Source organism: Streptomyces sp. NBC_01320, assembly GCF_035974375.1.
GTDB lineage: Bacteria > Actinomycetota > Actinomycetes > Streptomycetales > Streptomycetaceae > Streptomyces > Streptomyces yanii.
In genome coordinates this window covers 3,258,965-3,283,290 of sequence record NZ_CP108390.1, presented here as the reverse complement: position 1 = coordinate 3,283,290, position 24,326 = coordinate 3,258,965, and the positions used below count along the sequence as shown (strand labels likewise).

Here is a 24,326-nt window from a genome sequence, read left to right as displayed (position 1 = left end):
CTTCCCATGCGACCGTTTGTCCGGTCCTCCCTTGTTCTCCATGGTGAATCCCGGGGGGACCATGCGTCGTTCGCGAGGCGTACAGGGGCTGGAGAACGCGTGGGGGCGACCCGCCACCGCAGCGCACCGGGCGTCCGGCAGGTCCGAGCGGTGAACGCGGCGCGGCGGACCATCCCGCGGAGCCGCCCAGGGAACGGCATGATGGCCGCATGCGCACACCCTCGGCCGTCACCATCACCCTGGTCCGCGGCGACATCACCCAGCAGTCCGTCGACGCCATCGTCAATGCCGCGAACTCCTCCCTGCTGGGCGGCGGCGGAGTCGACGGCGCGATCCACCGGCGCGGCGGCCCGGAGATCCTCGCTGCCTGCCGCGAGTTGCGCGCCTCGCAGTACGGAAAAGGGCTGCGGACCGGTCAGGCGGTAGCGACCACAGCCGGGAAGCTCGACGCCCAGTGGGTGATCCATACGGTCGGGCCGGTGTGGAGCAGCACCGAGGACCGCTCCGCGCTGCTGGCCTCCTGCTACCGGGAATCACTGCGGGTGGCCGCCGAGCTGGGTGCGCGGACCGTCGCCTTCCCCGCCATCTCGACCGGTATCTACGGCTGGCCCCTGGACGACGGGGCGCGTATCGCCGTCCGTACCGTTCGGGAGGAGGCCGCTCTACCCGTCGAGGAGGTGCGGTTCGTACTGTTCGACGCGCATGCGTATGCGGAGTTCGAAGAGGTCCTGGCCGCGCAGGGCTGACGGGCGCGGCCCGCGCGCAGGGACGGCGCAGTACGGCGGCGAGGCGGCGGATCCAGTTGGTGAGGTGGGGCGGGGCCCGGTGAGTCTCGGCGGTGTGTGCGGCGGCTTCCAGTGTTGCGATGAGCTGGAGTCGGCTGTGGTCGCCTGGTGAGCGGGTGTCGAGCCGGGCGAATCGCTGGAGAAGAACCAGCGCGCCCACTAGCTGACTTGCTGAAATGCGTGCCACACGCGAGCCTTCTCGGTGCGGATTCCGATCCGCCGGGGAGGCTTTCTTCATGCCCGGCGCAAGCCTGCCCCGGCACTGGTCGCGCACTCCGGCGGGGGGTACGGACGGAACGGCCGCCCGCGATGGCCGTTCCGGTCACACGAGATTGCTCTCAGAGGAGCTCGCACAGTGGGTGCCCGGCTCGCGGCGTCCGGCACGCACGCTCGCTGATCGGACTCCCATTCTGCGAGCTCCTCTTACGCCTCACGCGCGCTCACTTCGGCCGGATCGCCGACCGCGGTCGGCGCCAGGCGCGGCGAGTCGCTCCCCACCGGTCCGGACGTTCACCATTGCCCGGACCTGGGCCGGGGGCGAGGTGTGCGTCAGGGTGCGGTGACGAGGGTGTCGAGACTGTCGCGCGTCTGACCGGAGCGCAGCGGCAGGAAGATCTGCTGTCCGGAAACCACCTGCTGGCCCTGCTTGCTGAGGATGAACCGGATGAGTTCTTCCATGACGGGGTCCAACTGCTTCCCCGGCCGCTTGTTGACATTGAGGTAGGTGACACGGCTCAGGGGGTACGCGGCCGAGGCGACGTTCTCGTATGTGGGGGCGTAGGCCGGGTCGCCCACGTGCTCGCCGAGCGAGATGACCTTGACGGCCGAGTCGACGTAGGCCATACCCGTGTATCCGATGGCATACGGATCGTCGGCGACGGCCTTGGACAGGTTGAAGACGGTCTTCTCCCAGTGCACCGCGGGATCGGCGGGGGTCGTACCGTCGGCTGCGCCGGAGCGCCACTCGCCGCGCCTGCCGTTGTGGTCGAGCACCCGCTGGCGGACGAACTCCTCGAATCCGTTCCACGGCTGGAGGCCGACGATATGCACCGGCTTGTCGGCCCAGTCGCCGGTCGCGCCCAGATCGCCCCAGGTGGTGGCCGCCTTGCCGCCACGATGGCGGGTGGTGGACAGCGCGGCATCGAGCTGGTCGAGCGAGAGCTTGTCCACCGGGTTCTTCTTGTTGACCATGAATCCGACGGAATCCAGGAAGCCGAAGTGCCGGTAGCTCCCGCCGGATATGGGGATGCTGAGCGGGTCGTAGCCGAAGGCGTCGTGGAAGCCCTGGATGTCGGTCGGCTTCAGTTCGCGCGAGACGAAGACGCAGTCCAGCTTGCCCTTGATCAGCTCCAGGGCACCGAGGCTTCCGGCATAGGGCGGGTTCACGGTGATGTGGACCTTGGGGTACTTCTTCTCGAATTCCTTGATCCACTTTTGCGAGAGATCAGCCAGCACGTCCGAGGCGCCGCACTCGTAGTCACCGCGCAGCGAGTTCTTCGGCCGGGGCCGGTACTGCCCCAGGGCGGTGTCGAGTGCCGGCTGGAGGAGCTCCGGAGCGGGAAGGGGGCGGCCGTGCGCCTTGTTGTATTCGTCCTGTTCGGGGGTTTGCGGAGACACCTTCTTCTGCGGTGCGATGGCCCAGGACGTCAGGTCGTCGGCGCTGTTGTCGGTGCCGGCGGCGCTGGTGACCGTTCCGACCGCCGCGAGTGCGACGGTGACGGCCAGTGCGACTGCTGTGCGAACCGTACGTTTCATCGATGGTCTCCCGGATGTGGCTCCGAAGGACAACCAGGAAGCAACGTTCTGTTCCCGGCCGCCCGTCCTGCGATGGCGACCGGAACGCTAGGGTGGGGTGCCCGGGGAGAGCCAGAAGCGCGCTCTTAATGCCCATTGATCGCTGTTTTGATCGTTCTGCTCGACAGGCGGTCACCGTCCCATCTCTTTTGTGTCGCGACGTGGGAATTCGAAGAGGCCCTGGCAGCACAAGGCTGATGTCGGATTTCCGCCAGCCGGGCGTGCGCCGGGTGGCTCATGCTTGAGCCATGTACACCGACACCGAGCGCTGCGTACGGGCCGTCCAGTCCAAGGACGCCCGCTTCGACGGCTGGTTCTTCACGGCGGTCCTGACCACCCGGATCTACTGCCGTCCGAGCTGCCCCGTCGTGCCGCCCAAGGTCGAGAACATGACCTTCTACCCCAGTGCCGCCGCCTGCCAGCAGGCCGGCTTCCGGGCGTGCAAGCGGTGCCGGCCGGACACCAGCCCCGGCTCCCCGGAGTGGAACGCCCGCGCCGACTCCGTCGCCCGTGCGATGCGGCTCATCGGGGACGGGGTCGTCGACCGCGAGGGTGTGCCGGGGCTGGCCGCGCGGCTCGGCTACTCCGCCCGGCAGATCGAGCGGCAGCTGCTCGCCGAGCTGGGCGCCGGTCCGCTCGCCCTGGCCCGCGCCCAGCGCGCCCAGACCGCCCGGCTGCTCATCGAGACGCCCGAACTCCCCATGGCCGACGTGGCGTTCGCGGCCGGGTTCTCGTCCATCCGTGCGTTCAACGACACCGTCCGTGAGGTTTTCGCGCTCGCGCCCAGCGAGCTGCGCACCCGGGCCGCGCGGTCCGCGAAACCGCCGGCGACGCCGGGAGTGATAACGCTTCGGCTGCCGTACCGGGCCCCGCTCAATCCCTCCAACCTCTTCGGTCATCTCGCCGCGACCGCGGTCCCTGGCGTCGAGGAGTGGCGCGACGGCGCCTACCGCCGGACGCTCACCCTCCCGTACGGGCACGGCATCGTCGCCCTCACCCCGCGCCCCGACCACATCGCGTGCCGGCTCTCGCTCACCGACCCGCGCGATCTCACCCTCGCCATCAGCCGCTGCCGCTGGCTGCTCGACCTGGACGCCGACCCGGTGGCCGTCGACGACCAACTGCGGGCCGATCCGCTGCTCGCCCCGCTGGTCGACAAGGCGCCGGGGCGGCGGGTGCCGCGTACCGTCGACGGGGCGGAGTTCGCCGTACGGGCGGTGCTCGGCCAGCAGGTCTCGACCGCCGCCGCCCGCACCCACGCGGCCCGCCTGGTCACCGCCCACGGCGTCCCCGTCGACGACCCCGAGGGCGGTCTCACCCACCTCTTCCCGACCCCGGAAGCGCTCGCCGGGCTCGACCCCGAGCAGCTCGCGCTGCCGCGCAGCCGTCGCACCACCCTCACGACCCTCGTCGGCGCGCTCGCCGAGGGCTCGCTGCAACTCGGCACCGACACCGAGTGGGAGAGGACCCGGGCCGCACTGATCAGCCTGCCCGGCTTCGGCCCCTGGACCGTCGAGGTCATCGCGATGCGGGCGCTCGGCGACCCGGACGCCTTCCTCCCCACCGACCTCGGTATCCGGCGGGCGGCGGAGGAACTCGGCCTCCCGTCGACCCCCGCGGCGCTGACCGCACGCGCGGCGGCCTGGCGTCCCTGGCGGGCGTACGCGGTCCAGTATCTGTGGACCGTCGACGATCACCCCATCAACCACCTTCCCCTGTAAGGTAGTTCACTCATGAATGCGACACGCACCGCGACCCGGCAGCACACGGTCGTCGACAGCCCGTACGGTCCATTGGCGCTTGTCGCCACCGACGGCGTCCTCTCGGGCCTCTATATGACCGGGCAGCGGCACCGCCCGCCTGAGGAAACCTTCGGTGACCTCGACCCGCACCCCTTCACGGAGACGATCCGCCAGCTGGACGCCTACTTCGCGGGCGAGCTGCGGGAGTTCGACCTGCCCCTGCACCTGGACGGCACCCCGTTCCAGCGCAGCGTCTGGGAACAGCTCCAGGCGATCCCGTACGGCGAGACGCGCTCGTACGGCGAACTCGCCGAAAACCTGGGCAAGCCGGGTGCCTCACGAGCTGTGGGCCTCGCCAACGGTAAGAACCCCGTCGGGATCATCGTCCCCTGCCACCGGGTCATCGGAGCGTCGGGCGGCCTCACCGGCTACGGCGGCGGACTCGACCGCAAACAGCGGCTGCTGGCCTTCGAGAACGGCACGGAGGGCGACACGCCGGCGCTCTTCTAGGGCGTGTCTGAGATGTGGGCTCGGTGCGGGTTGGTGCTGGTCACGATCCGATCGCTGCGGTGTGTCGCAGCGATCGGATGAACGAGGTCTCCAGTAGGCATGTCGTCGACGAAGATGCGGAATCAACCGCCTCAAGCGGCACAGGGCCGTGGCGGCCCGGTACGACAAGCTCGCAGTCCGCTACCAAGCCACCGTCCAGATCGCCGCCATCAATGACTGGCTCTGAGCCCGTGAGTCAAACGGACCCTGGGCCGGGTCAGTAACCGATGGCCTCTCGGAGAAGCAGCACGGTGCCGCGCCCTGGGCGGGGTTCCGCGTTGAGGATGAGCAGGCGGTTGACGGCGCTGGGCATCCCGTACACCGCCTGGGCGCGGGCGTTCTCCAGCGGGAGGGCGTGCTCCTCGACGCGACGCAGCGCTGTGCTCAGGTCAGGTACCACCTTCTGCGCGCCGACGATCCAGACCGCGTGGGCGGCGCCGCCCGCGTTGGCAGGGAGTTGGCTGCCGCTGCCCGAGGCAAGAACGAGCGAGCCGGTCTCGGTGACCGCGGCGACGCTGTTGACGACGAATTCGGGGCCGGCGACCAGCCTTCGGATCTCGTCGGCGCCGGTGGCACGGTCGATGGCCAGGACGCGCGGCCTGATGGCGTCGTACCGGCCGCCGACGTTGATGTCCTCGTCGATGCCGGACAGTCGGAGGGTCTCGCTGGCTCCGGTGAGCACGCCGGCCCCCTCGGGGACCAGGTCCTTGATGCGGGCGCGCGCGGCCGCGGCGTCGTCGAGGATCTCGGCGGCGAAGCCGTTGGCACGCAGCGCGGCGGCTACCCGCTCCAGTCGTTCGACCGATGCCGGGTCGGCGAAGGATGCGGCCGGAGCCGGGGTGGCCGTGGCGTCTGCCGGGTTGGTCCCAGAGCCCTGCTCCGCGTGGGGCGCCGTGCCCGCCAGCGGGGAGGTGTCGAGGTACCTGACCTCGTACACCCGCTCGGCGAACTTCCAGCCCTCCGCGGTGCGCTGGTAGCGGTCGTGGTACACGGCGTAGTTCAGACCCAGGCGTCCGTCGAGGGTGCGCGCGAGTTCTTGGATGTAGGCGCGGCCGGTCGCGGTGTCGCCGTCGAGCAGGATTGTGCCGGGGTGTGTGGTCTGTACGAAGAAGTCCCACTGGCTCTGCAGCCGCTCGCCCCCGGCACGGATCTCCTCTTGGCCGACCTGCTCGGCGGGGATGTTGGGCATGCGCAGGGCACCGTTCGGCGTGAACAGCGACGCCAGGCGGGGTCGGTCGCGCATCATCGCCGCGTCGGTGAACTCGCCACGCAGTGCCTCGATCTCGACGCGGTCCGCGATGGCCTGGAAGTCGTTCATCGTCAGTCACCTCTCCGTCTTGTTGTCGTCCTCACCGGAACGACAACGCAGCCCTTCGGAATGTGAGGCGGCGCCCCGGCCTCACAGTCCGGTGTGCTGTCTTGTCGTAACGGGTACAGGCACAGAAGCGAGCGGGGGAGACGGCCAGACCATGACCACCAGAGCCGAGCCCGGCGACGATCAGAGCGATCCGGGCCTCAGCGCGATCATGAGCGAGCGGCGCCAACTGATCAACCTCGGCTATCGACTCCTCGGGTCCCTTGCCGACGCCGAGGACGTCGTGCAGGAGACCTACGCCCGCTGGTACGCCATGTCCGCACGGGAGCAGCAGGCCATCGAGTCGCCCGGCGCCTGGCTGGTGACGGTCGCCAGCCGCATCTGCCTGAACCTGCTCGGCTCGGCGCGGGCCAGGCGGGAGACGTACGTGGGTGTCTGGATCCCGGAACCGCTGCCCGAGCCCACGGAGTGGATCACCGGACGCTCCGGCGTCGGCGGGATCGACCCGGCCGATCGGGTCACCCTCGACGAGTCAGTGACGATGGCCTTCCTGGTCGTCCTCGATTCGATGACCCCGGCCGAGCGCGTCGCGTTCGTCCTGCACGACGTCTTCCGCTACCGTTCCTAAACAGTGTCCAGGAGTGAGCCTTGTACCCACGTCCCGGAACTGCGCGCATCCCGAACGGTTTTGGATGCGCTGGTCCCCCGCGTTCTCGTTGTCCCTGTCCGGTGACGCGCATCGTGTGCACGCTCCGCGACGGGGCGGCGGGTTTCCTCACGCCCTCGGTCACCATGATCGGCCTGGAGGGTCCGATGCCCAGCACCATCACTCTGGTGATGCTGGGGCGGTGCCGTCCGTCGCCGGATCGGGTGCCCGAGGGCGCGTCTGCCAATGGCCACCGAGGCGGCGTCATGGCGAGTCATGCTGCGAGTCTTGCTGATCAGGGGCTTGCGCCAGTGCTGGTCGCCCCGCATCGAGGTGTATGCCGGGTCGACGGCGACGATCGCGATGCCGTGTTCGGCGGCCATGGAGACGATGCGGGCCCTGAGGTTGCCGGTGGGCATACCGGAGATGAGTTGCCGGAACCGCTTCTTGCGGCCGTGCTTCTCGCGGGTCTTCTCGGCGGCGAAGTCCAGGTTTTCGATGCCGATCGCCTGCGCGCCGGTCTGCTTGGTCCAGTGCAGGAGGCGGGTGAGGGCGTGCCGGATCTGGGCGTCGCGGTGGTCGGCGGTGCCGGACAGGTCGTAGTGGAAGCGGCGCGGGTCGCCGACCGGGTTGCCGTGCCGGTCGAGCCGGTAGGCGGCGAAGTGGTCGGCGTTCGTGTCGACGCCGACCATGCCCTTGGCGCGGGCGGTGGCCGGCGGCATCGTCTGCACGGCGGGCCTGGTCCACGAAGCGGTGAGATACCAGCGGCCCCGCTCAACGTGGTAGTGGATGCGGTAGGCGACGGCACGGTTGGCCTCGGTGCGGTCGCGCCACTCGTCCCCACGGTGCGCGAACGCGACCTTGGAGGCAAGAACGTACCGGCCATGCTTACTGTTGGCCAGGTGGGCGAGCGGGGCGGGCATCTTGATCGACACTTCGCCGTCAGGAGTGACGCGGATCGTCTCGTTCCCGAAGCGTTTTCCGGACTCGCCGTCTGCGGCGAGGAACCAGCGCTCAGCCTCCCAACGCTCACGCCACTCGCGCTCGGTGAGCTGCGCGGCCTGAAGGTTGTGCCGGTTCTTGAGCAGCCGCCGGCCGCCGCGAACGACACGGACATGTCCGGTCTTCCAGTCGTCGCGGGCCACGTCGAGGCGGTGTTCCAGGGTGGCCAGGCGGCGGGACTTGTGGAACCACTCGCCCTTGGACCGGTACCCGCCCGGCCCCCGCTTGCTGCCTTTCTCCCCGATCGGGAGGGACAGGCGGTGTCGCAGCGTGCGGATACCGGCCTCAAGGTTCTGGACATGGGCGAGCAGGCAGCGTCGGGCCAGGCCGTACTGGTCATGCGTGGCCTTCGTGATCGCACCCGCGATACGCGACGACGACTGCTCGGTCAGGTCACGCTTGCGGGACGCCCACGCGTCGTTGTCGTGCTTGTGCCCGGCTTCGCAACGGGCCTTGAGATCGAGACAGGCCAGGCGGCCCTGGTGCTCGCCGACCAGACGCAACACCTTCTCGTCCTTTGGTGTGAGGTGCTTGAGGCGGTCGCGTAACGCCACACCGGACGGGCCGACAGCAACGAACGGCAAGTCGATGGTACGGAGCTGCTTCTTCTTGTCAGCCATCGGCAGCCGCCGCTTCCAGTGCCTTCCTGGCACGGTTCTTCGCACTGCGGCGGCCGTACAGGCGGGCACAGAACGAGGTCAGAACCTCCACCATGTCGCGCACCAGGTCGTCTTCGACCTCGCCGTCATCCAGCACAACGAGTCGACGGCCGGTTGCAGCCAGAGCGGCCTCAACGAGTTCGACGTTCATACGGCCCAACCGGTCTTTGTGCTCCACCACTACGGTGGTCACCGCCGGGTCGGCCAGCAGGCGACGGGCCTTGGCGCGGGCGCCGTTCATGCCCGAAGCGATCTCGGATTCGACGCGCACGACCTTATGCCCGGCCTTCGCGGCCCATGCCGACAAGCGTGCGGTCTGCCGCTCCAGGTCGGCCTTCTGGTCATGGGAGGAGACGCGGGCGTACAGGCCCACGCCACCGGTCACGGACGGTGAGGTGTTCGCGTCGATGTTCACCAGGATCGTGCGCGGCCCCACTCGCTCCGCAGGGACCGGCAGCGTGCCCTCACGGAACCAGCGGTACGCGGTACGCGGGGCGACCCCCTGTGCGCGTGCCCATTCCGTCAGGTTCATACACCAGATCATACGACACTCCTGACACCTGAAGGACACTCATGGACACTTAGTCGAGAGCAGTTCCTGACCCCTTCGGCGACGTCGCCGAGATCGTCGGCCGCACTCCGGCGGCGTGCCGCCAACTGGCCTCGTCCGCCCGCCGTCGCATCCGCACTGCGCAGACCCCGGCGGGCCCGAGAGCCGGGCAGGCCGGCATCGTCAGGCAGTTCAAAACGGCATGGGAGGCCAAGGACATCGACGCCCTGATCAGCCTGCTCGACCCCGACGCCACCGCGACCGCTGACGGCGGAGGGCTGGCCGTCACCCACCTGCACCCGATCGTGGGCGGTGAGCAGATCGCACGTGCCTACGCCGAGATCGCCCGTGTGTCAGGCGACCGCACGACGTTCCTGGAGTGCACGGTCAACGGCCTGCCCGGCTTGGTAGCGCAGCAGGACGGCAACATCGCGACCGTGTTCGCGTTCGAGATCGCGGGCGACCGGATCAGGCATATCTGGGCGGTGCGAAACCCCGAGAAGCTCCGTCCCTGGCGGAGCAGCTGAGGAGCGATCCGACACACAGCAGCGATCGGATCGTGACCAGCACCAACCCGCACCGAGCCCACATCTCAAACACGCCGGGGCAATACACCTGGTGCCGTGACCGGACACGGCGAAGCCCGGCGGACGCACGGGGCGGCCGTCGGGCTTCGTGGTGGCTGCGTTACGGAACCGGCTCAGGCCGTGAAGATCTCGACGACCGACCAGATCGCCAGCCCCAGCATGCACAGGCCACCGATGCGCTGCACCGTCTTGAGCGGCACCCGCTTGGCGATGAAGCGTCCGGCGATCAGAGCCAGTGCCGAGACGGACATCAGAGCGGCCGCGGATCCGATGGCCGTGGACCAGGTGCCGTTGCTGGCGGCCAGGTTGGCCGTGGTGATCTGGGTGAGGTCACCCCATTCGCTGATGAACACCGCCATGAACGCGGTCGAGTAGACCGGCCAGAAGCCGGTCACGGTCCTCGTCTCGCTCTCCTCGTCGCCGTCGTCACCCCCGGCGCGCAGCAGCATGAACGCGCCGAACGCGAAGAGGGCCGCCGAGACGAGCTTGACGATCCAGTCGGGCAGCAGCCCGATCAGACCGCCGGCGCCGACGGCGATCGCGACGTGCACGAGGAATGCGGATGAGGTGCCGAACCAGACGTAGAGCGGCCGCATGCGCGTGCCCATGGCCAGCGAGGCGAACATGGTCTTGTCGGGGAGCTCCGCGAGGAAGATCAGCCCGAAGGCGGTGACGATCGCCAGGGGGTCGAGATGCATTCCGGGTGGCTTTCTGTGAGAGCCGGGCCCGGGCCTTTCCGCGAAGCGCCACTCGGGCTTTCGGAGGACCACTCGGCCCGGCATGACTGCAGCGCCCACAGGGTGCGGGCGCGTCATACCTGACCGAAGGTCTCGCCCGCCCGTAATGCTCTACGAGCCCGGCCACCGGGAACCCGGGGGCTCCAGTGTGTCGACGACCGGTTTGCGGGGCTACTCCCCTTCGCAGCCACCCACCTTACCTCACCGGTTCATTCGGTCGGCGTAAGGGGGGCGCAGGTGTTCGATTGCGGAGAGTCTCAGAGTCGTTAGCGGCAATGTGAGCTCCTCCAAGGAGCGTTGTCCGGTGCGTGCGATCCCAAGGCGGCGTTGGTCAACGCGGCGAGCGGGCGTGCCGGGCGGTGCGACCGGGCAAAGCTTGCCGGGAGGGGCACTGGATAGAGTCCCACGGTGATCATCCGTGCCATCACCTGGAGCGTTCCCGTATGAGCCGCCGCACGCGCAAGGCCGCCGCGCCCGCCCGGGGTGCGCCCCGCCCCACCGTGAGCGTCTGCCGCGGCTGCTGCTGCGGTACGCCGAAGATCCCGGACGTGGACCATGCCGGACAGCTCGCCACGCTGCGCCGGTCACTCGGTGAGATCGCCACGGTACGCGCCGTCGAATGTCTGGACGCGTGCGAGCAGGCCAATGTGATCGTCGTGCAGCCGTCGGCCGAGGGCAGGTGGGCGGGCGGCCGCCCGGTCTGGCTCGGCCTGGTCAACGACCCGGACGCCGTCGCCGACATCGTCACCTGGGTCGAGGAGGGCGGCCCCGGCCTCGCGGACGCCCCCGACGTTCTCGACCTCTACACGTTCCGGCCCTCGCGCCGCATCGCGCAGGAACTGGATCAGCCGTAGGGGCTCTGTCCGATGAGTCCGTGAACGCTCTCCATGCGAGTCGTTCCGTTGGTTGTGGGGCTCAACGGGATTCGCTTTCGCCTGCGGGCCGGTATCCCGTGGAAGGATCTGCCGAGAAGATTCGGGAAGTGGCAGACGGTCCACTCCCGGCACCGCCGGTGGTCGGCAGACGGCACCTGGGAGCGGTTGCTGCGGGCGGTGCAAGCCGATGTCGACGCGGAAGTCCGCCTGGGCTGGAGCACGGCGTGCGTAGACGGTGTGCCGGGCACAACAGCACGCGGCCGGCGCCCGCAGGTGTCTCCCGGATCATCGGCAGAAGACCTTCTGGGCAACGGCCGGAACGACGCCGTGCCCGGCCCAGCCACATGAACCGTCGGACACGCCTCAGGAGGGGCGGTTCAGCGGCACAGGGCCGTGTCCACGACACTCTCAAGATGCTTCGTGGCTGCCCCGCCCGTAGGGATGCTGGTCACTGCGACGTTGGCGGCGCGGCCGTCGTCGGTGACTCCGCCCCGGGTCTCGTATCCCAGGATGTCACCGCCGTGGCCCCAGTAGACACCGCCGCACGACAGCGGCCTGCTCATGAGCCCCAGTCCGTAGCCCGCCCCGGTGTCTGCGATGGGTACGGTGGTGCGCATCTGGGCGAGTTGGGCCGCCGGGAGGAGGCGGCCGGCCAGGAGCGCCGTGAAGAACCGGTTGAGGTCGGAGTCGGTGGAGATCATCTGGCCTGCCGCCCAGCCCGCGGAGGGGTCCATTTCCGTGACGTCGCGCAGAGGCGCGCCTGCTGAATCCCTGTGGTAGCCCTTGGGGTGGGTTTCTCGGATGGTCATGTCCCCGGGGGCGGGGAAGTAGGTGTGGCGCAGCCCGATGCGTTTGACGACGCGCTGGTCCACCTCCTCGGCGAGGGGCCGGCCGGTGACCTTCTGGATGATCAGGCCGGCCACCACGTAGTTCGTGTTGCTGTACCCCCAATTCGTCCCGGGGGCGAAGTCGGCCTTGTGCTGGAAAGCGATATCCAGAAGGTCGTGGGGGTCGAAGTACCTGTGCTGAAGGATGTCGTCGTCGATGAGGCTTTCGTAGTCGGGAAGTCCGCTGGTGTGCTGGAGGAGCTGACGGACGGTGATGTGGCGTCCGTCGATCTCCTCCCCGCGGACGAGGCCCGGCAGATAGGTGTCGACCGTGTCGTCGAGGCCGATCTTCCCTTCACCGACCAGTTGCAGCACGACCACCGCGGTGAACGTCTTGGTGGTGCTGCCGATCCGCACCTGACCGTCCTTGGGCACCTTCGCGCCGGTGGCCAGGTCGCCGACCCCTGCGGTGTACGTACGGGTGCGCCCCTCACGGTCCTTGACGCTCGCCAGCGCGGCGGGCAAGCCGTCGGTGTGCACCAGCGCGTTCAGGCCCTGCTGGACGGTGTCCGGTCTGGCGGCGGCGGACGCGGCGGGCGGCGCCAGGACACCCATCGTCATGACGCCGACGGCCACCGCGGTCGCGGCCGGCACGGCTCTGCGCCGACGGCCCTGCTGCCGCCTGGAAGGACGAAACCTCTGCCATGCCTGCTCACGCACGAGCCAACTCCTGTGGAATCGTTGGGAAACCAGCGGTATGTTCCGGGCCCAGCATTTCCGGCCGCGACCACCCGGGGCGATCCTGCTACCCGCCCGGCTCCAGGTGGGGCCAACCCCCGGTACGCCCAGCCGATGGGGGACGGGGGCGAGGACGAATGCCCAGGCTGAGGTTGCGGCTTCAGGAGAGCAGATCACCGCCCAGGCGACCCACACGGCGGACGCCGACTGGCACCGGACCGACGTCTCGAAGCCGGGGGGCCAACGGCCGGCGCTGCCGTGGCGGCGGTCGGCCCGTCGCAAGGTGGAGGGGTGTCCGCATGCTGGAAGTCGCAGAGCCTGGTCGACACCGCGAAGTGCGGCAGTCTCAGCTCGTGTTCGGCGAGCGCGTCGACCAGCATGAGTGACCGGTCCTGGCGACATGGGTCGCCAGGTACGAGGGCATGGCGAGCAGGCTCGGGGGGCGCCTCGGAGCGTCATCCATGCCGGAAGGCCAACCGGGCGTGATCGCTCCCCCGGACAGGGCCGCCGTCGGTGGCAGCTCAGCCGTCCGTCCCCGTGCCCGCCTCGGCGGACAGCCGCGCGAGCAGCGACGGCAGCGCGGTCCCGATGGGCTCGCGGATCGTTTCCTGCGCCAGAGCGTCGTACGGCGTCGGCTCGGCGTTCACCACGATCAGCCGCGCCCCGTGCTCCACCGCGATCCCGGCCAGCGACGCGGCGGGCTGCACCTGCAGCGTCGTTCCGACCGCGATGAACACCTCGCACGCCTTCGCGATCGACATCGCCTCGCCCAGCACCACCGGATCGAGCCGCTCACCGAACATGACGGTCGCCGACTTCAGGATGCCGCCGCAGACCGTGCACGCCGGGTCCGCCTCACCCGCCTCCACCCGGGTCAGCGCCGCCGCCATCGGCGAGCGGGCGTGGCAGCGGGTGCAGACCACCTGACGTGCGGTGCCATGCAGTTCGAGGACCTTGCGGGCGGAGAGACCGGCCATCTGGTGCAGCCCGTCGACGTTCTGAGTGATCACCCGCACGGGGACCCCGGACCGCTCCAGGTCCGCCACGGCACGGTGGGCGGCGTTCGGCTCGGCGCGCCAGGTCGCGCTGGTGCGGCGCATCTGCCAGGAACGGCGGCGGATCTCCGGATCGGCCATGTAGAAGTCGTACGTGACGAGCTTCTCGGCCTCCGGGTCCTTCCGCCAGAGCCCGTTCGGCCCGCGGTAGTCGGGGATGCCGGAATCCGTGGAGATCCCGGCGCCGCTGAGGATCGCGACGAGAGTCATACGGCGAGCGTACGCAGCGGCGCCCGCCGCCCGCGAGGTGATATCGGCCGGTGTCAGGCTGGAGTACTTCCTTGCGGCCCCGGGCGAGGAGGATCCGTCCCTGGGAAACCCGGTGTGGTCCACCACCCACACCTGCGGACGCACGACGTCACCGCCCGGCGGGCCGGGACGGACCGTGTCCACAGGTCGGGCCGACGACGTCATCCCTTCAACCGCCACGACGCGCGGCAAGTTCCTCCGCCTTCATACCGACAGGAAACCACCGGACCCGCGGCCTGCCCGGGGACGTAACGAAGCCCTAGTGGGCGGTGGGGAGGGTGAGCCCGGTGTAGACCTGGTTGAGGACGGTGGGCAGCAGGGCGTTGGCCGTGGTCCGGCCGTCGGGCGACAGGGTCAGGTTCGTCCAGATCACGAGCGTGACGTCGTTGTCCGGGTCGTGGCCCAAGAAGGAGTTGAAGCCCGGGAGTTCACCGCCGTGGTAGTACATCGCGGCGTTCGGGCCGAAGCGCTGGTAGGAGATGCCGTAGCCGTACTCCTGGCCGTCGGGCGCGGCCGGGTCCTCGGCCTGCGGGCTGTGGAGCCATCGCTGTTGGGATGCGGCGTTCAGGACCTTGCCCGTCACCAGTGACCGGATCCATGTGGACAGGTCCTCCGCGGTGGAGATGACTCCTCCGGCGGCGGTGGCGTAGGAGGGGTTCTGGTGGGTGTAGTCGATGGGCTGGAGCTTCCCTTTGCGTGCCGCTTCGCGCATCTCGGCGGGGTAGGGCTTGTCGGTCAGCGCGTAGGCCGATCCGCCGTACATGTAGCCGTGTGCGTAGGGCTCGGGGAGGGACCGGTCGTGGGCGTCCGGCAGTGATGTCCCCTCCATTCCGAGCGGGACGAACAGCCGGTCCCGCATCTGCTGGGCCAAGGGATGGCCGCCGGCCCTTTCTGCGACGAGGCCCAGCAGGGCGTAGTTGGTGTTGCTGTACTCGTAGGACGCGTCGGGCGCGAAGTTCGGCGGGTGGCGGAACGCGATGGCCAGGACCTCCTGTGGGGTCCAGGCCTTCCCCGGGTCGGCGTCCAGAGCTGCCGCGAATTCGGGTGCACTGGTGTAGTCGTAGAGCCCGCTGCGCATCTTCAGCAGCTCGGCGATGGTGATGTTCCCGCCGTTGGGCACCCCCGCGACGTAGGCGGACACCGGATCGCTCAACCGGAGCTTGCCGTCCTGGGCGAGGAGCGTGATCAGCGCTGCTGTCATGGTCTTGGTGTTGGAGGCGATCCGGAAGTGGTCGCCCGTATCCGGAGGTTTGGCCGTGCCCAGCTCCGTCGTGCCGACGAACGCTTGGAAGGTCCCCTGCGGGGTGCGGAGCAGGACCAGCGCGCCGGGCACCATGAGCGTTTTCGCCGCGCGGTCCACGGCGGCCTGGAAGGCGGCCGGATCGATCGGCTTCAGGGCTGACGGAACGGGGGAAGGGGCGGTTGTCGCAGCGGGCGTGGTCGTCGGGTCCGCAAGCGCCATGGCGGTCGAGCCGGGGGGAAGGGTACCGCCCGTGATCAAGAGGGCTACGACGGGTGCCAGCAAAGCCGTGCCGCGTGCGGGGCGCGAGGCTCTGGGACGCACTCCACTCGGGCGCGTGCCGTTCGACGCGTTGTCAACCGCTCGGGAGGTCCTCATGCACTCATCACAGCCGTTGTGTTCTGCGGCCCAGTGCCGCTGCCGGACGTGATGCGGCAGGACCCAGCAACCCCACGATGTGGGCGGAATCAACCAATTTTAGCAGTTTCATCCAGGGTTCGCCCATGACCGACGTCACCGTCGGTCTCGACGCGGAACTCGCGTGGGAGTCATGGTGATCGCGGGTGTCGGCAGCCCGCAGGACGCCGTCGAACTCGTTGTGCGCGACTGCATCGCACGCAGCCACCGCACCGAGGCACGGGTTGCCGCGCGCGACGAAGCGCTGCGCGAGGTGGACGTCAAGCCGTGCACGCCGTACGCCTCGGTCACCCGCTGCGCACCCCGCTTGCCGCGCCGGTCGCCGGACCCGGGACCGAACGCCGCCCCGTCACGTGGCCTGGGCATGACCGGACTTCCAGGCGCCGCCGTCCACCGCGAGCGGCAGCGGCGGAAGCCGCATGCGAGGCCGGGGTCGGCTTTGCGACCGCGCTTCCGGCGGCGCCGACAACTGCCCCAAGGGCGTGACTCCCTGTCGGAACAACGGAATGCAGAGGCACATGCTGCTGGGGATGACTGACCGTGAGTCAGAAAGTCAAGCGGCGACGGGCCTGCCGTCCTCCAACTCCACGGCGCCCGCCCCGGAGTCGAGCACCTCCAGCGCCGCCCGGACCCGGTGTCCGAGGGAAGCGGGCAGATACCGGTCGAGTGCGCCGCGTTCCACCAGCTTCCAGGAGAGGAGCTCCTCCTCCTGCAGCCGGATCGCCGTCAAGCGCGCCTCGTCCAGGACCCCGCCGTCGTACAGGTAGGCGGCGATCGGGGGCCGCTCGGGGCTGCGCGCCCAGTCGATCGCGAGCAGCCGTCCTGGCTCCAGATCGAGCCCGATCTCCTCGACCGTCTCGCGGCGCGCGGCCTGCCGCGGGGTCTCGCCCTCGTCGGACTCGATCGTGCCACCGGGCAGGGCCCAGCCGTCCCGGTAGTTCGGCTCGACGAGCAGCACTCGTCCTGCACCGTCCCGGAAGACAGTTGCCGCGGCGGCCAGCACCTTGGGCAGTCCCGCGATGTACGTGGCGTAGTCAGTGGTGGTCACGTGCGCAGCGTAATGGGGGCCGGCGCGTCCGCCGTTCCGCGGGTCCAGGGCCCGGACACCCATGGGCAGAGGGCCGGTGCTCCGGATAGGGTCGGGGCGGCGCGACTGCCTGTTCGAAAGCAAGGGATGCAAGGTGACGGACGGAGCAGTGATGGAGACCGCCCGCGTGCTCGTCGCGGCGGACAAGTTCAAGGGCTCGCTCACGGCGGTACAGGTCGCGGAGCGGGTGACGGCCGGGCTGCGGCGCGTCGTACCCCAGGTGCAGGTCGAGACCCTGCCCGTGGCGGACGGCGGCGACGGCACGGTGGCGGCGGCGGTGGCCGCCGGATTCGAGCGACGCGAGGCGCGGGTGACCGGGCCGCGCGGGGAGACCGTGACCGCGGCGTACGCCCTGCGGGGCACGACCGCGGTGGTGGAGATGGCCGAGGCCTCCGGCCTCCAGCACCTTCCGGCGGGCGTGTTCGCCCCCCTGACGGCCACGACGTACGGCTCCGGCGAGCTGCTGGCCGCGGCGCTGGACGCGGGCGCCCGGACCATTGTGTTCGGGGTCGGCGGCAGTGCCACCACGGACGGCGGCGCGGGCATGCTCGCCGCACTCGGCGCCCGCTTCCTCGATGCGGACGGCAAGCCCGTCGGCCCCGGGGGCGGTGGCCTTGCGGCGCTGGCCGAGGCGGATCTGACCGGCCTCGACCCGCGGCTGGCCGACGTGGACCTGATCCTCGCCAGCGACGTGGACAACCCGCTGACCGGCCCCAAGGGCGCCCCGGAGGTTTATGGGCGGCAGAAGGGCGCGACCGAGGACGACATCGCGACCCTCGACGCGGCACTCACCCACTACGCGTCCGTCCTGGACCCGGACCACGCGAAACTGCCCGGGGCGGGTGCGGCAGGCGGCATCGGGTACGGGGCGCTCGTCGCTCTCGGAGCCCGGTTCCGCCCCGGCATCGAGGTCATGCTCGACGTCCTCGGCTTCGCCCCGGCGCTGGCCCGCGCCACGCTGGTGATCACGGGGGAGGGCTCCCTCGACGAGCAGACCCTGCACGGCAAGGCTCCGGCGGGCGTCGCGGCCGCGGCCCGCGCGGCGGGCCTGGAGGTGGTGGCGGTCTGCGGCCGCCTCGCGCTGCCCCCGGAGGCGCTGGGGCATGCGGGTATCCGGCGCGCGTACGCGCTCACGGACCTGGAGCCGGACCCCGCCGTGTGCATGGCGCAGGCGGGACCACTGCTGGAGCGGGTGGCGGAGGGGATCGCGCGCGACTTCCTGTCGTGAGCAGAGCCCGTGCCGAGCTGAGGTGAGTCGAGCAGATCGGGCGGGGTGAGGCCGCCGCGGGCGGGCCGCCCGCGGCGGCCTCACCCCGGGTGCTGATTGTGGACGGCACCCTGGTCCGCACCCGCGACCACAGCATCGCCGAGCAGTCGACAACGGACGCGGCGGGCGCCGCCTGCGTATCCTTCGCGCCCGGGGCACTGAGGTGCGCCGCAGGCCGGCCGGGGCGCATCCTGGCTGTGTGACCTCGTACGGCCTGCCCCCGTACCCTCCGCCCGAGAACGTGGCGGTGCCGGGGAGGGCGAGCGGCGGCGGGGTGCCGGGCGAATTGTCCCTGGTGCTCGCGCAGGCCGCAGTGAGCGCGATCGAGTCCGCCGATGGGTATGCCGGCGGCATATATCTGCGCTCCGGTTACCCCGAGCTGCTGCGCCTCTCCGTGCTCGCGGGGCTGCCGACCCAGCTGTTCCGCCCCTGGTGGCGCATGCATGTGAACCGGCCCTTCCCCGTGGCCGAGGTGTACCGCTCGGGGAAGCCCGTCCACCTCGCCGACGTCGAGGAGGGCATGCGCCGGTTCCCGCAGCTGATGGCAGGCATGCCGTTCCCGTTCGGTTCGCTGTACGTGCCCGTTTTCGGCTGCCGGGAGAAGTTCGGCGTCCTCGTGGTGCTGCGCCCGGCCACCCCCGGCAAACCCGTCTCGCACGCCGACCGGCGCGCGCTCCGCGACGTCGCCCAGCGGCTCGGCGCGGAACTCGCCGGACTGGCGGCCGGGGGCACCAAGGTCATATGGGACGGCGAGCCGGTCCCCGTGCAGCTACCCTCCGTCACCATGCCGCCGGTACGGATCGGGCACTTCGACTGGGACCTCGAAACCGGTGCCGTCGACGCCGACGCGGAGCTGTGCGGGATCCTCGGCACCGAGCCCGCGCGGTTCCCGGGCACCATCGACGCCCTGATGGCACTGATGGCACCGGAGGACGTGTATGGACTGTGGACCCTCGCCCGCCAGGCGGCGGTCGCGGGCGGACCGCTCGTACGCAGGATGCGGTTGCGCGGCCCCGACGGCCGGACCAACCTCCTGGAACTCTCCAGCCGCTGGGCCCAGCCACCGCGCAGCGGCGCGGCCGGGACGCTGACCGGATTCCTGGTGGACCTCGGGGCCGGACCGGTCATCGCCGAGGCCGCCGACCGGCTCCCGCGCGGCATATTCTCGCTCGACCGGCTCGGACGGATCACCTACGTCAACCAGCTGGCGGAGGAACTGCTCGGCCGGCAGCGGGCCGAGCTGGTCGGAAGCCTCCTGTGGGAGGCCCTGCCGTGGTTCGGGTATCCCGCCTACGAGGACCACCACCGGGCCGCACTGCTGTCCCACGAACCCGTGCACTTCCTCGCGCGCCGCACCGAGCGGGACTGGCTGGCGGTGTCCCTGTACCCGGGCCACGACGGCGTGACCGCCGCACTCTCCGCCACGGAAGAGCCCTCCTTCCCGCCGGACGCCGCTGGACCGGGCGAGGCCCTGGGTTCCCCGCTGGAGGGCTCGGCCGGGGTGTACCGTCCCGTCGCCCTCGCGATCGCGCTGACGGAGGCCGTCACCGCCCGCCAGGTGTCCGCCGTGGTCACCCAGGAACTGCTCCCCGCGTTCGGCGGCAGGCAGCTGGCGATCTACCTGCTGCGCGAGCGCCACCTCTACCTGGCCTGGGAGACCGGCTTCCCGCACGGCTTCCTGAAGCGCTTCGACGGCGTCGCGCTCGACGCCCATCTGCCCGGCGTCGAGACGCTCACCTCCGGCCGCCCCATCTTCTTCGAATCCATGCAGCGCCTGGCCTCCGCCTACCCCGGCATACCCTGGGAAGCGAACGTCGGCGCCCGCGCCTTCCTGCCGCTCATCGCCTCCGGGCGGCCCGTCGGCTCCTGCATCCTCGGCTTCGACCAGCCGCGCGGCTTCAGCCCCGAGGAACGCACGGTTCTCACCGCGCTCGCCGGACTCATCGCCCAGGCCCTCAAACGAGCCCAGCGGTACGACACCGAGTCCGCCGTGGCCCGCGGCCTGCAGAACGCCCTGCTGCCGCACCGCCTGCCCGTACTCGACCAGGTCGACACCGCGGGGCGGTACCTCCCCGGCACCCAGGGCATGGACATCGGCGGCGACTGGTACGACGTCATCGAGACCGAACGGGGGCTGGCGCTGGTGATCGGGGACGTCCAGGGGCACGGCGTCGCCGCCGCGGCGACGATGGGCCAACTCCGCAGCGCCGTACGCGCCTTCGCGCTCAGCGGGCACGACCCGCAGGAAGTGATGAGCGGCACCAACCGGCTGCTCATCGACCTCGACCCGGGCCAGATCGCCAGCTGCTGCTACATCGTCCTCGACCCCGCCACCGGTCGGACGCAGTTCGTCCGGGCCGGGCACCCGCAGCCCCTGCTCCGCCACCCCGACGGCACGACCGAGGTCCTGGAGATCCCCGGCGGGGTGGTGCTCGGCGTCACCCCCGACGCCACCTATCCCGTCAGCAGCCTGCGGCTGCTCCCGGGCGCGATCCTGGCGCTCTACACCGACGGACTGGTCGAGCAGGCGGGGGCCGACATCGACGACGGAGTCGAGCGGTTGCGCGGCATCATCGAGGCAGCCGATGCGCCGTCCCTCGTCGGCATGGCGGACCTGGTGATCAGGGAGGCGAGACGGGAGCCCGACCGCCCCGACGACATCGCCGTCCTGCTCGCCGCCCGCTGGGTCCGCGCGCGGCGCGCGTAGCGGGTGCCCGAGCGGACATGCGAGAGGGCCCGGGTGCTGGGGAGCACCCGGGCCCTCGTCGTACGTTCTGTGCGGCTCCGCCGCGCAGCCCTAGGGCAGCTGAGCCGCCCGGGCCTCGCGCCGGTTGTCGCGGAAGGTGTTCACCCGCCGCGCCGTCGCGAAGAGCGGGATGACCGCTCCCAGGACCACCTGCAGGGCGCAGCCGGTCTGCAGGAGCAGGTGACCGCCGGGTGCGTCGAACGCCCATGCGGCGAGCAGGCCCATCGCGGCCACGATCCAGCTGAGCATCGCCACCGCGAGGACTCCCCGCGGCTTCGGGTACTCGACCCGGCTGACCATCAGCCACGCCACCCCGATGATCGCGAGCAGCGTCGGCACGAAGGGCAGCTCCAGGAGCACGATCGAGACGACCGTGAGCGCTCCGAAGGGGCTCGGCATGCCCTGGAACATGCCGTCCTTCATGGTCACGCACGAGAATCTGGCCAGTCTCAGCACCACGGCCAGCAGGACGACGATCGCCGCGAGCGCCGACACCCGCTGGTACGCGTCGTCCGCGACCATGCCGTACACCAGCACGAAGTACGCCGGGGCCAGGCCGAAGCTGATCAGGTCCGAGAGGTTGTCCAGCTCCGCGCCCATCGGCGAGGAGCGGAGCTTGCGCGCCACCAGCCCGTCGAAGAGGTCGAAGACCGCGGCGAGGAGCATCAGGATCACGGCGGTGGCCGCGGAGTGCCGGGCCATGCCGCTCTCGTCGCTGCCCGTGAGGTGCGGGATGAGGATTCCCGTGGTGGTGAAGTACACCGCCATGAAACCGCACGTGGCGTTACCGAGAGTAAGGGTGTCCGCTATCGACAGCCGCATAGAGAGCGGCATGTCCTCGGCGTCGTCCTCGCACTCGCTCTCCGGCACCCAGCCGGCCTGTGTGTCGGGATCAATCACGGTCAATTCGAGTCACCCCCGCGGTGGTGGCCTGGCCGACCTCGACCGCGACATCGATACCTTCCGGAAGGTAGATGTCGACCCGGGAGCCGAAGCGGATCAGGCCGATGCGCTCGCCCTGCTCCACCTTTGTGCCCTGCGGGAGGTACGGGACGATGCGACGGGCAACCGCACCCGCGATCTGCACCATCTCGATGTCGCCGAGCTCGGTGTCGAAGTGCCAGACAACGCGCTCGTTGTTCTCGCTCTCCTTGTTGAACGCCGGGACGAACCCACCGGGGATGTGCTCGACCGATGTCACCGTGCCGGCCAGGGGCGCGCGGTTGACGTGGACATTCAGCGGGCTCATGAAGATCGCGACGCGGGTGCGTCCGTCCTTCCACGGCATGATGCTCTGCACCACGCCGTCGGCCGGAGAGATGACCCGGCCCTGGGTGATCTCGCGCTCGGGGTCGCGGAAGAACCACAGCATGCCCGCCGCGAGGGCGGTGGTGGGCACGGCCACGGCGGCCCAGCGTCCGGACTTGCGGGCCCGGGCGAGGCTGAGGGCCGCGGTGGCGACGGTCGGGAGGAGCCACGGCGAAGCTCCGCGCGCAAGGCGGACCCCGCCGCGTGGTGCAGAGGTTTGGCTGTCGGGCATGGATGACCTTCGTAGCGGATGAGGCCGCGCTGGCAACGGGGGACGGCGGCTTTTCCGGCGATGTTATCGGTTGCGAGCCGCAACTGGGCAAGCCAGCAGCCGAGTCGGACGGCTGGAAGGCACCGGCAGAGGATGACAGGGTGTGATCTTCTTCGCGGCCAAATCGCCTCGAAGGGGACAATCAGCCCTGGAACCGGTACTCCTCGAGGAGTCGGCGCCCAATGATCATTTTCTGGATTTCGGCGGTACCTTCACCGATCAGCAGCATCGGGGCCTCCCGGTAGAGGCGCTCGATCTCGTACTCCTTGGAGAAGCCGTAGCCGCCGTGGATGCGGAAGGCGTCCTCGACGACTTCCTTGCAGTACTCGGAGGCGAGGTACTTCGCCATCCCTGCCTCCAGGTCATTTCGCTCCCCGGAGTCCTTTTTGCGTGCTGCATTGACCATCATTGCATGGGCGGCTTCGACCTTGGTGGCCATTTCGGCCAGCTTGAACTGGATGGCCTGGTGCTGCGCGATCGGCTTTCCGAAGGTATGGCGCTGCTGAGCGTAGGAGACACCCAGTTCGAATGCACGCTGCGCGACACCGCAACCACGCGCAGCCACATTCACCCGGCCGACTTCGACGCCGTCCATCATTTGGTAAAACCCGCGGCCGGTGGTGCCACCGAGTACACGATTGGCCGGAATGCGCAGTCCGTCCATGATGAGTTCGGTCGTGTCGACGCCCTTGTAACCCATCTTGTCGATCTTTCCGGGGATGGTGAGCCCCGGCCGGACCTCGCCGAAGCCCGGCTCCTTCTCCACCAGGAAAGTCGTCATCGACTTGTGCGGGGCCGTGCCCTCGGGGTGGCCTTCGTCACTCCGGCACAATACGGCGACGAGCGAGGACGTGCCGCCGTTCGTCAGCCACATCTTCTGGCCGTTCAGGACGTACTCGTCGCCGTCCCTGACGCCCTTGGAGGTGATCGCGGAGACGTCGGAGCCCAGTGCCGGCTCGGACATCGAGAACGCGCCCCGGACCTCGCCCAGCGCCATTCGGGGCAGGAACGTGTCCTTCTGCTCCTGGGTGCCGTGCTGCTTGAGCATGTACGCCACGATGAAGTGCGTGTTGATGATTCCCGACACGCTCATCCAGCCGCGTGCGATTTCCTCCACGCAGAGCGCGTATGTGAGAAGCGACTCACCCAGACCCCCGTACTCCTCGGGAATCATCAGCCCGAACAGGCCCAGTTCCTTGAGCCCCTCGACAATCTCCGTCGGGTACTCGTCGCGGTGCTCCAGCTGGGTCGCGACAGGAATGATCTCCTTGTCGACGAAATCCCGGACCGTGGAGAGGATTTCCTGCTGGATGTCGTTCAGGCCGGCGGTCTGGGCGAGTCGCGTCATGGCTACTTCTCCACGTTCTTCTGCGAAGGCTGGTTCAGCTCCGGGCGGCCGGGCTGCTCGCCGCCCCGCTCCTTGATGTACGTCTCGGTGGGGACCATCACCTTGCGCCGGAACACGCAGACGAGCGTCCCGTCCTGCTTGTACCCCTTGGTCTCCACGTGGACGATTCCGCGGTCACTCTTGGACTTTGACGGAGTCTTGTCGAGGACGGTCGTCTCGCCGTAGATCGTGTCGCCGTGGAAGGTCGGCGCGACATGCTTCAGCGACTCGACCTCCAGGTTGGCGATCGCCTTTCCTGAGACGTCGGGGACGGACATGCCGAGCAGCAACGAGTAGATGTAGTTGCCCACTACAACGTTCTTGCCGAAATCGGTCGTCTTCTCCGCGTAGTTGCTGTCCATGTGCAGCGGGTGATGATTCATGGTCAGCAGGCAGAAAAGGTGATCGTCGTACTCGGTGACCGTCTTTCCGGGCCAGTGCTTGTACACCGCACCGACCTCGAACTCCTCATAGGTACGTCCGAACTGCATGA

19 protein-coding genes and 6 pseudogenes are annotated in these 24,326 nt (G+C 69.7%); 12 read left to right on the top strand and 13 right to left on the bottom strand.

The genetic code is table 11. The features are described from left to right. Nucleotides 1-209 precede the first annotated feature (209 nt). A complete protein-coding gene (locus OG395_RS15205) occupies nucleotides 210-746 on the top strand; it encodes an O-acetyl-ADP-ribose deacetylase (protein ID WP_327243416.1) in 537 nt (178 codons plus the stop codon). Nucleotides 747-1,334: 588 nt separating this feature from the next. Here OG395_RS15205 and OG395_RS15200 read toward each other — a convergent pair. Further along, a complete protein-coding gene (locus OG395_RS15200; protein WP_327243415.1) occupies nucleotides 1,335-2,540 on the bottom strand; it encodes a PstS family phosphate ABC transporter substrate-binding protein in 1,206 nt (401 codons plus the stop codon). A 287-nt stretch (nucleotides 2,541-2,827) separates the two neighbouring features. Here OG395_RS15200 and OG395_RS15195 point away from each other — a divergent pair, with 287 nt between their 5' ends. The 3 genes and pseudogenes from OG395_RS15195 to OG395_RS15185 form a co-directional block, all read left to right on the top strand. Continuing rightward, on the top strand, nucleotides 2,828-4,300 hold the full coding sequence (locus OG395_RS15195) for an AlkA N-terminal domain-containing protein (RefSeq protein WP_327243414.1): 1,473 nt from the start codon (nucleotides 2,828-2,830) through the stop codon (nucleotides 4,298-4,300). Between the two features lie 12 nt (nucleotides 4,301-4,312). After that, the gene (locus OG395_RS15190; RefSeq protein ID WP_327243413.1) at nucleotides 4,313-4,831 is read left to right on the top strand and encodes a methylated-DNA--[protein]-cysteine S-methyltransferase; all 519 of its coding nucleotides are present in this window, start codon (nucleotides 4,313-4,315) and stop codon (nucleotides 4,829-4,831) included. A 121-nt stretch (nucleotides 4,832-4,952) separates the two neighbouring features. Beyond that, nucleotides 4,953-5,057: pseudogene (locus OG395_RS15185) on the top strand (IS5 family transposase); the annotation flags it as partial. Between the two features lie 30 nt (nucleotides 5,058-5,087). On the opposite strand, the gene OG395_RS15180 reads toward OG395_RS15185, so the two are convergent. Then, the gene (locus OG395_RS15180; RefSeq protein WP_327243412.1) at nucleotides 5,088-6,188 is read right to left on the bottom strand and encodes an LUD domain-containing protein; all 1,101 of its coding nucleotides are present in this window, start codon (nucleotides 6,186-6,188) and stop codon (nucleotides 5,088-5,090) included. Between the two features lie 151 nt (nucleotides 6,189-6,339). Between OG395_RS15180 and OG395_RS15175 the strand changes: the two are divergent. Then, nucleotides 6,340-6,804, top strand: a pseudogene (locus tag OG395_RS15175) (sigma factor); the annotation flags it as partial. A gap of 5 nt (nucleotides 6,805-6,809) precedes the next feature. Here the strand turns inward: OG395_RS15175 and OG395_RS15170 are convergent. Both OG395_RS15170 and OG395_RS15165 read right to left on the bottom strand, forming a co-directional pair. Then, on the bottom strand, nucleotides 6,810-8,453 hold the full coding sequence (locus tag OG395_RS15170; RefSeq protein ID WP_327243411.1) for a transposase: 1,644 nt from the start codon (nucleotides 8,451-8,453) through the stop codon (nucleotides 6,810-6,812). Beyond that, nucleotides 8,446-9,024 carry an IS607 family transposase gene (locus OG395_RS15165; RefSeq protein ID WP_326793267.1) on the bottom strand — a complete coding sequence of 193 codons (579 nt, stop codon included), beginning with the start codon at nucleotides 9,022-9,024 and terminating at the stop codon, nucleotides 8,446-8,448. The genes OG395_RS15170 and OG395_RS15165 overlap by 8 nt, the downstream gene beginning before the upstream one ends. A gap of 71 nt (nucleotides 9,025-9,095) precedes the next feature. On the opposite strand from OG395_RS15165, the pseudogene OG395_RS15160 reads away from it, so the two are divergent. Further along, nucleotides 9,096-9,569, top strand: a pseudogene (locus OG395_RS15160) (RNA polymerase subunit sigma-24); the annotation flags it as partial. A gap of 173 nt (nucleotides 9,570-9,742) precedes the next feature. Here OG395_RS15160 and OG395_RS15155 read toward each other — a convergent pair. Next, nucleotides 9,743-10,327 (bottom strand): TMEM165/GDT1 family protein, encoded by a 585-nt coding sequence (locus OG395_RS15155; protein ID WP_266979615.1) that lies wholly within the window; start codon nucleotides 10,325-10,327, stop codon nucleotides 9,743-9,745. A 482-nt stretch (nucleotides 10,328-10,809) separates the two neighbouring features. On the opposite strand from OG395_RS15155, the gene OG395_RS15150 reads away from it, so the two are divergent. Both OG395_RS15150 and OG395_RS58345 read left to right on the top strand, forming a co-directional pair. Then, entirely contained in the window at nucleotides 10,810-11,220 is a 411-nt protein-coding gene (locus tag OG395_RS15150; RefSeq protein ID WP_327243410.1) for a (2Fe-2S) ferredoxin domain-containing protein, read from the top strand. 60 nt (nucleotides 11,221-11,280) lie between these two features. Further along, nucleotides 11,281-11,524: pseudogene (locus OG395_RS58345) on the top strand (transposase); the annotation flags it as partial. Nucleotides 11,525-11,618: 94 nt separating this feature from the next. Here OG395_RS58345 and OG395_RS15140 read toward each other — a convergent pair. The 3 genes from OG395_RS15140 to OG395_RS15130 form a co-directional block, all read right to left on the bottom strand. Beyond that, entirely contained in the window at nucleotides 11,619-12,788 is a 1,170-nt protein-coding gene (locus OG395_RS15140) for a serine hydrolase domain-containing protein (protein ID WP_442818562.1), read from the bottom strand. 539 nt (nucleotides 12,789-13,327) lie between these two features. Then, complete coding sequence (locus tag OG395_RS15135) at nucleotides 13,328-14,071, bottom strand: SIR2 family NAD-dependent protein deacylase (RefSeq protein ID WP_327243409.1); 744 nt, start codon at nucleotides 14,069-14,071, stop codon at nucleotides 13,328-13,330. A gap of 298 nt (nucleotides 14,072-14,369) precedes the next feature. After that, nucleotides 14,370-15,572, bottom strand: a complete 1,203-nt coding sequence (locus tag OG395_RS15130; protein ID WP_327243408.1) for a serine hydrolase domain-containing protein — start codon at nucleotides 15,570-15,572, stop codon at nucleotides 14,370-14,372. Between the two features lie 281 nt (nucleotides 15,573-15,853). On the opposite strand from OG395_RS15130, the pseudogene OG395_RS15125 reads away from it, so the two are divergent. Next, nucleotides 15,854-16,044 (top strand): annotated as a pseudogene (locus OG395_RS15125) (DUF2191 domain-containing protein); the annotation flags it as partial. A gap of 276 nt (nucleotides 16,045-16,320) precedes the next feature. Here the strand turns inward: OG395_RS15125 and OG395_RS15120 are convergent. Further along, entirely contained in the window at nucleotides 16,321-16,815 is a 495-nt protein-coding gene (locus OG395_RS15120; protein WP_327243407.1) for an NUDIX hydrolase, read from the bottom strand. A gap of 151 nt (nucleotides 16,816-16,966) precedes the next feature. On the opposite strand from OG395_RS15120, the gene OG395_RS15115 reads away from it, so the two are divergent. The 3 genes and pseudogenes from OG395_RS15115 to OG395_RS15105 all read left to right on the top strand — a co-directional run bounded on the left by OG395_RS15115 (nucleotide 16,967) and on the right by OG395_RS15105 (nucleotide 20,828). Beyond that, nucleotides 16,967-18,082 carry a glycerate kinase gene (locus OG395_RS15115; RefSeq protein WP_327249345.1) on the top strand — a complete coding sequence of 372 codons (1,116 nt, stop codon included), beginning with the start codon at nucleotides 16,967-16,969 and terminating at the stop codon, nucleotides 18,080-18,082. Nucleotides 18,083-18,144: 62 nt separating this feature from the next. Beyond that, a pseudogene (locus OG395_RS58340) lies at nucleotides 18,145-18,231 on the top strand (IS5/IS1182 family transposase); the annotation flags it as partial. An 89-nt stretch (nucleotides 18,232-18,320) separates the two neighbouring features. Then, on the top strand, nucleotides 18,321-20,828 hold the full coding sequence (locus tag OG395_RS15105; RefSeq protein ID WP_442818561.1) for a SpoIIE family protein phosphatase: 2,508 nt from the start codon (nucleotides 18,321-18,323) through the stop codon (nucleotides 20,826-20,828). A gap of 90 nt (nucleotides 20,829-20,918) precedes the next feature. Here OG395_RS15105 and pssA read toward each other — a convergent pair whose 3' ends face one another. The 4 genes from pssA to OG395_RS15085 all read right to left on the bottom strand — a co-directional run bounded on the left by pssA (nucleotide 20,919) and on the right by OG395_RS15085 (nucleotide 24,324). Then, the gene (pssA, locus tag OG395_RS15100) at nucleotides 20,919-21,773 is read right to left on the bottom strand and encodes a CDP-diacylglycerol--serine O-phosphatidyltransferase (protein WP_327243405.1); all 855 of its coding nucleotides are present in this window, start codon (nucleotides 21,771-21,773) and stop codon (nucleotides 20,919-20,921) included. Then, the gene (locus OG395_RS15095) at nucleotides 21,760-22,407 is read right to left on the bottom strand and encodes a phosphatidylserine decarboxylase (protein ID WP_327243404.1); all 648 of its coding nucleotides are present in this window, start codon (nucleotides 22,405-22,407) and stop codon (nucleotides 21,760-21,762) included. Before OG395_RS15095 ends, pssA begins: the two co-directional genes overlap by 14 nt. A gap of 181 nt (nucleotides 22,408-22,588) precedes the next feature. Beyond that, the gene (locus tag OG395_RS15090; RefSeq protein ID WP_030916553.1) at nucleotides 22,589-23,794 is read right to left on the bottom strand and encodes an acyl-CoA dehydrogenase family protein; all 1,206 of its coding nucleotides are present in this window, start codon (nucleotides 23,792-23,794) and stop codon (nucleotides 22,589-22,591) included. Nucleotides 23,795-23,796: 2 nt separating this feature from the next. After that, nucleotides 23,797-24,324 (bottom strand): MaoC family dehydratase, encoded by a 528-nt coding sequence (locus tag OG395_RS15085; RefSeq protein WP_327243403.1) that lies wholly within the window; start codon nucleotides 24,322-24,324, stop codon nucleotides 23,797-23,799. Between the last annotated feature and the right edge of the window lie 2 nt (nucleotides 24,325-24,326).

Coding starts and splice junctions, on each gene's coding strand:
- OG395_RS15205 (WP_327243416.1), top strand. CDS start 210: ATGCGCACACCCTCGGCCGTCACCATCACCCTGGTCCGCGGCGACATC.
- OG395_RS15200 (WP_327243415.1), bottom strand. CDS start 2,540: ATGAAACGTACGGTTCGCACAGCAGTCGCACTGGCCGTCACCGTCGCA.
- OG395_RS15195 (WP_327243414.1), top strand. CDS start 2,828: ATGTACACCGACACCGAGCGCTGCGTACGGGCCGTCCAGTCCAAGGAC.
- OG395_RS15190 (WP_327243413.1), top strand. CDS start 4,313: ATGAATGCGACACGCACCGCGACCCGGCAGCACACGGTCGTCGACAGC.
- OG395_RS15180 (WP_327243412.1), bottom strand. CDS start 6,188: ATGAACGACTTCCAGGCCATCGCGGACCGCGTCGAGATCGAGGCACTG.
- OG395_RS15170 (WP_327243411.1), bottom strand. CDS start 8,453: ATGGCTGACAAGAAGAAGCAGCTCCGTACCATCGACTTGCCGTTCGTT.
- OG395_RS15165 (WP_326793267.1), bottom strand. CDS start 9,024: ATGAACCTGACGGAATGGGCACGCGCACAGGGGGTCGCCCCGCGTACC.
- OG395_RS15155 (WP_266979615.1), bottom strand. CDS start 10,327: ATGCATCTCGACCCCCTGGCGATCGTCACCGCCTTCGGGCTGATCTTC.
- OG395_RS15150 (WP_327243410.1), top strand. CDS start 10,810: ATGAGCCGCCGCACGCGCAAGGCCGCCGCGCCCGCCCGGGGTGCGCCC.
- OG395_RS15135 (WP_327243409.1), bottom strand. CDS start 14,071: ATGACTCTCGTCGCGATCCTCAGCGGCGCCGGGATCTCCACGGATTCC.
- OG395_RS15130 (WP_327243408.1), bottom strand. CDS start 15,572: ATGGCGCTTGCGGACCCGACGACCACGCCCGCTGCGACAACCGCCCCT.
- OG395_RS15115 (WP_327249345.1), top strand. CDS start 16,967: ATGGAGACCGCCCGCGTGCTCGTCGCGGCGGACAAGTTCAAGGGCTCG.
- OG395_RS15095 (WP_327243404.1), bottom strand. CDS start 22,407: ATGCCCGACAGCCAAACCTCTGCACCACGCGGCGGGGTCCGCCTTGCG.
- OG395_RS15090 (WP_030916553.1), bottom strand. CDS start 23,794: ATGACGCGACTCGCCCAGACCGCCGGCCTGAACGACATCCAGCAGGAA.
- OG395_RS15085 (WP_327243403.1), bottom strand. CDS start 24,324: ATGCAGTTCGGACGTACCTATGAGGAGTTCGAGGTCGGTGCGGTGTAC.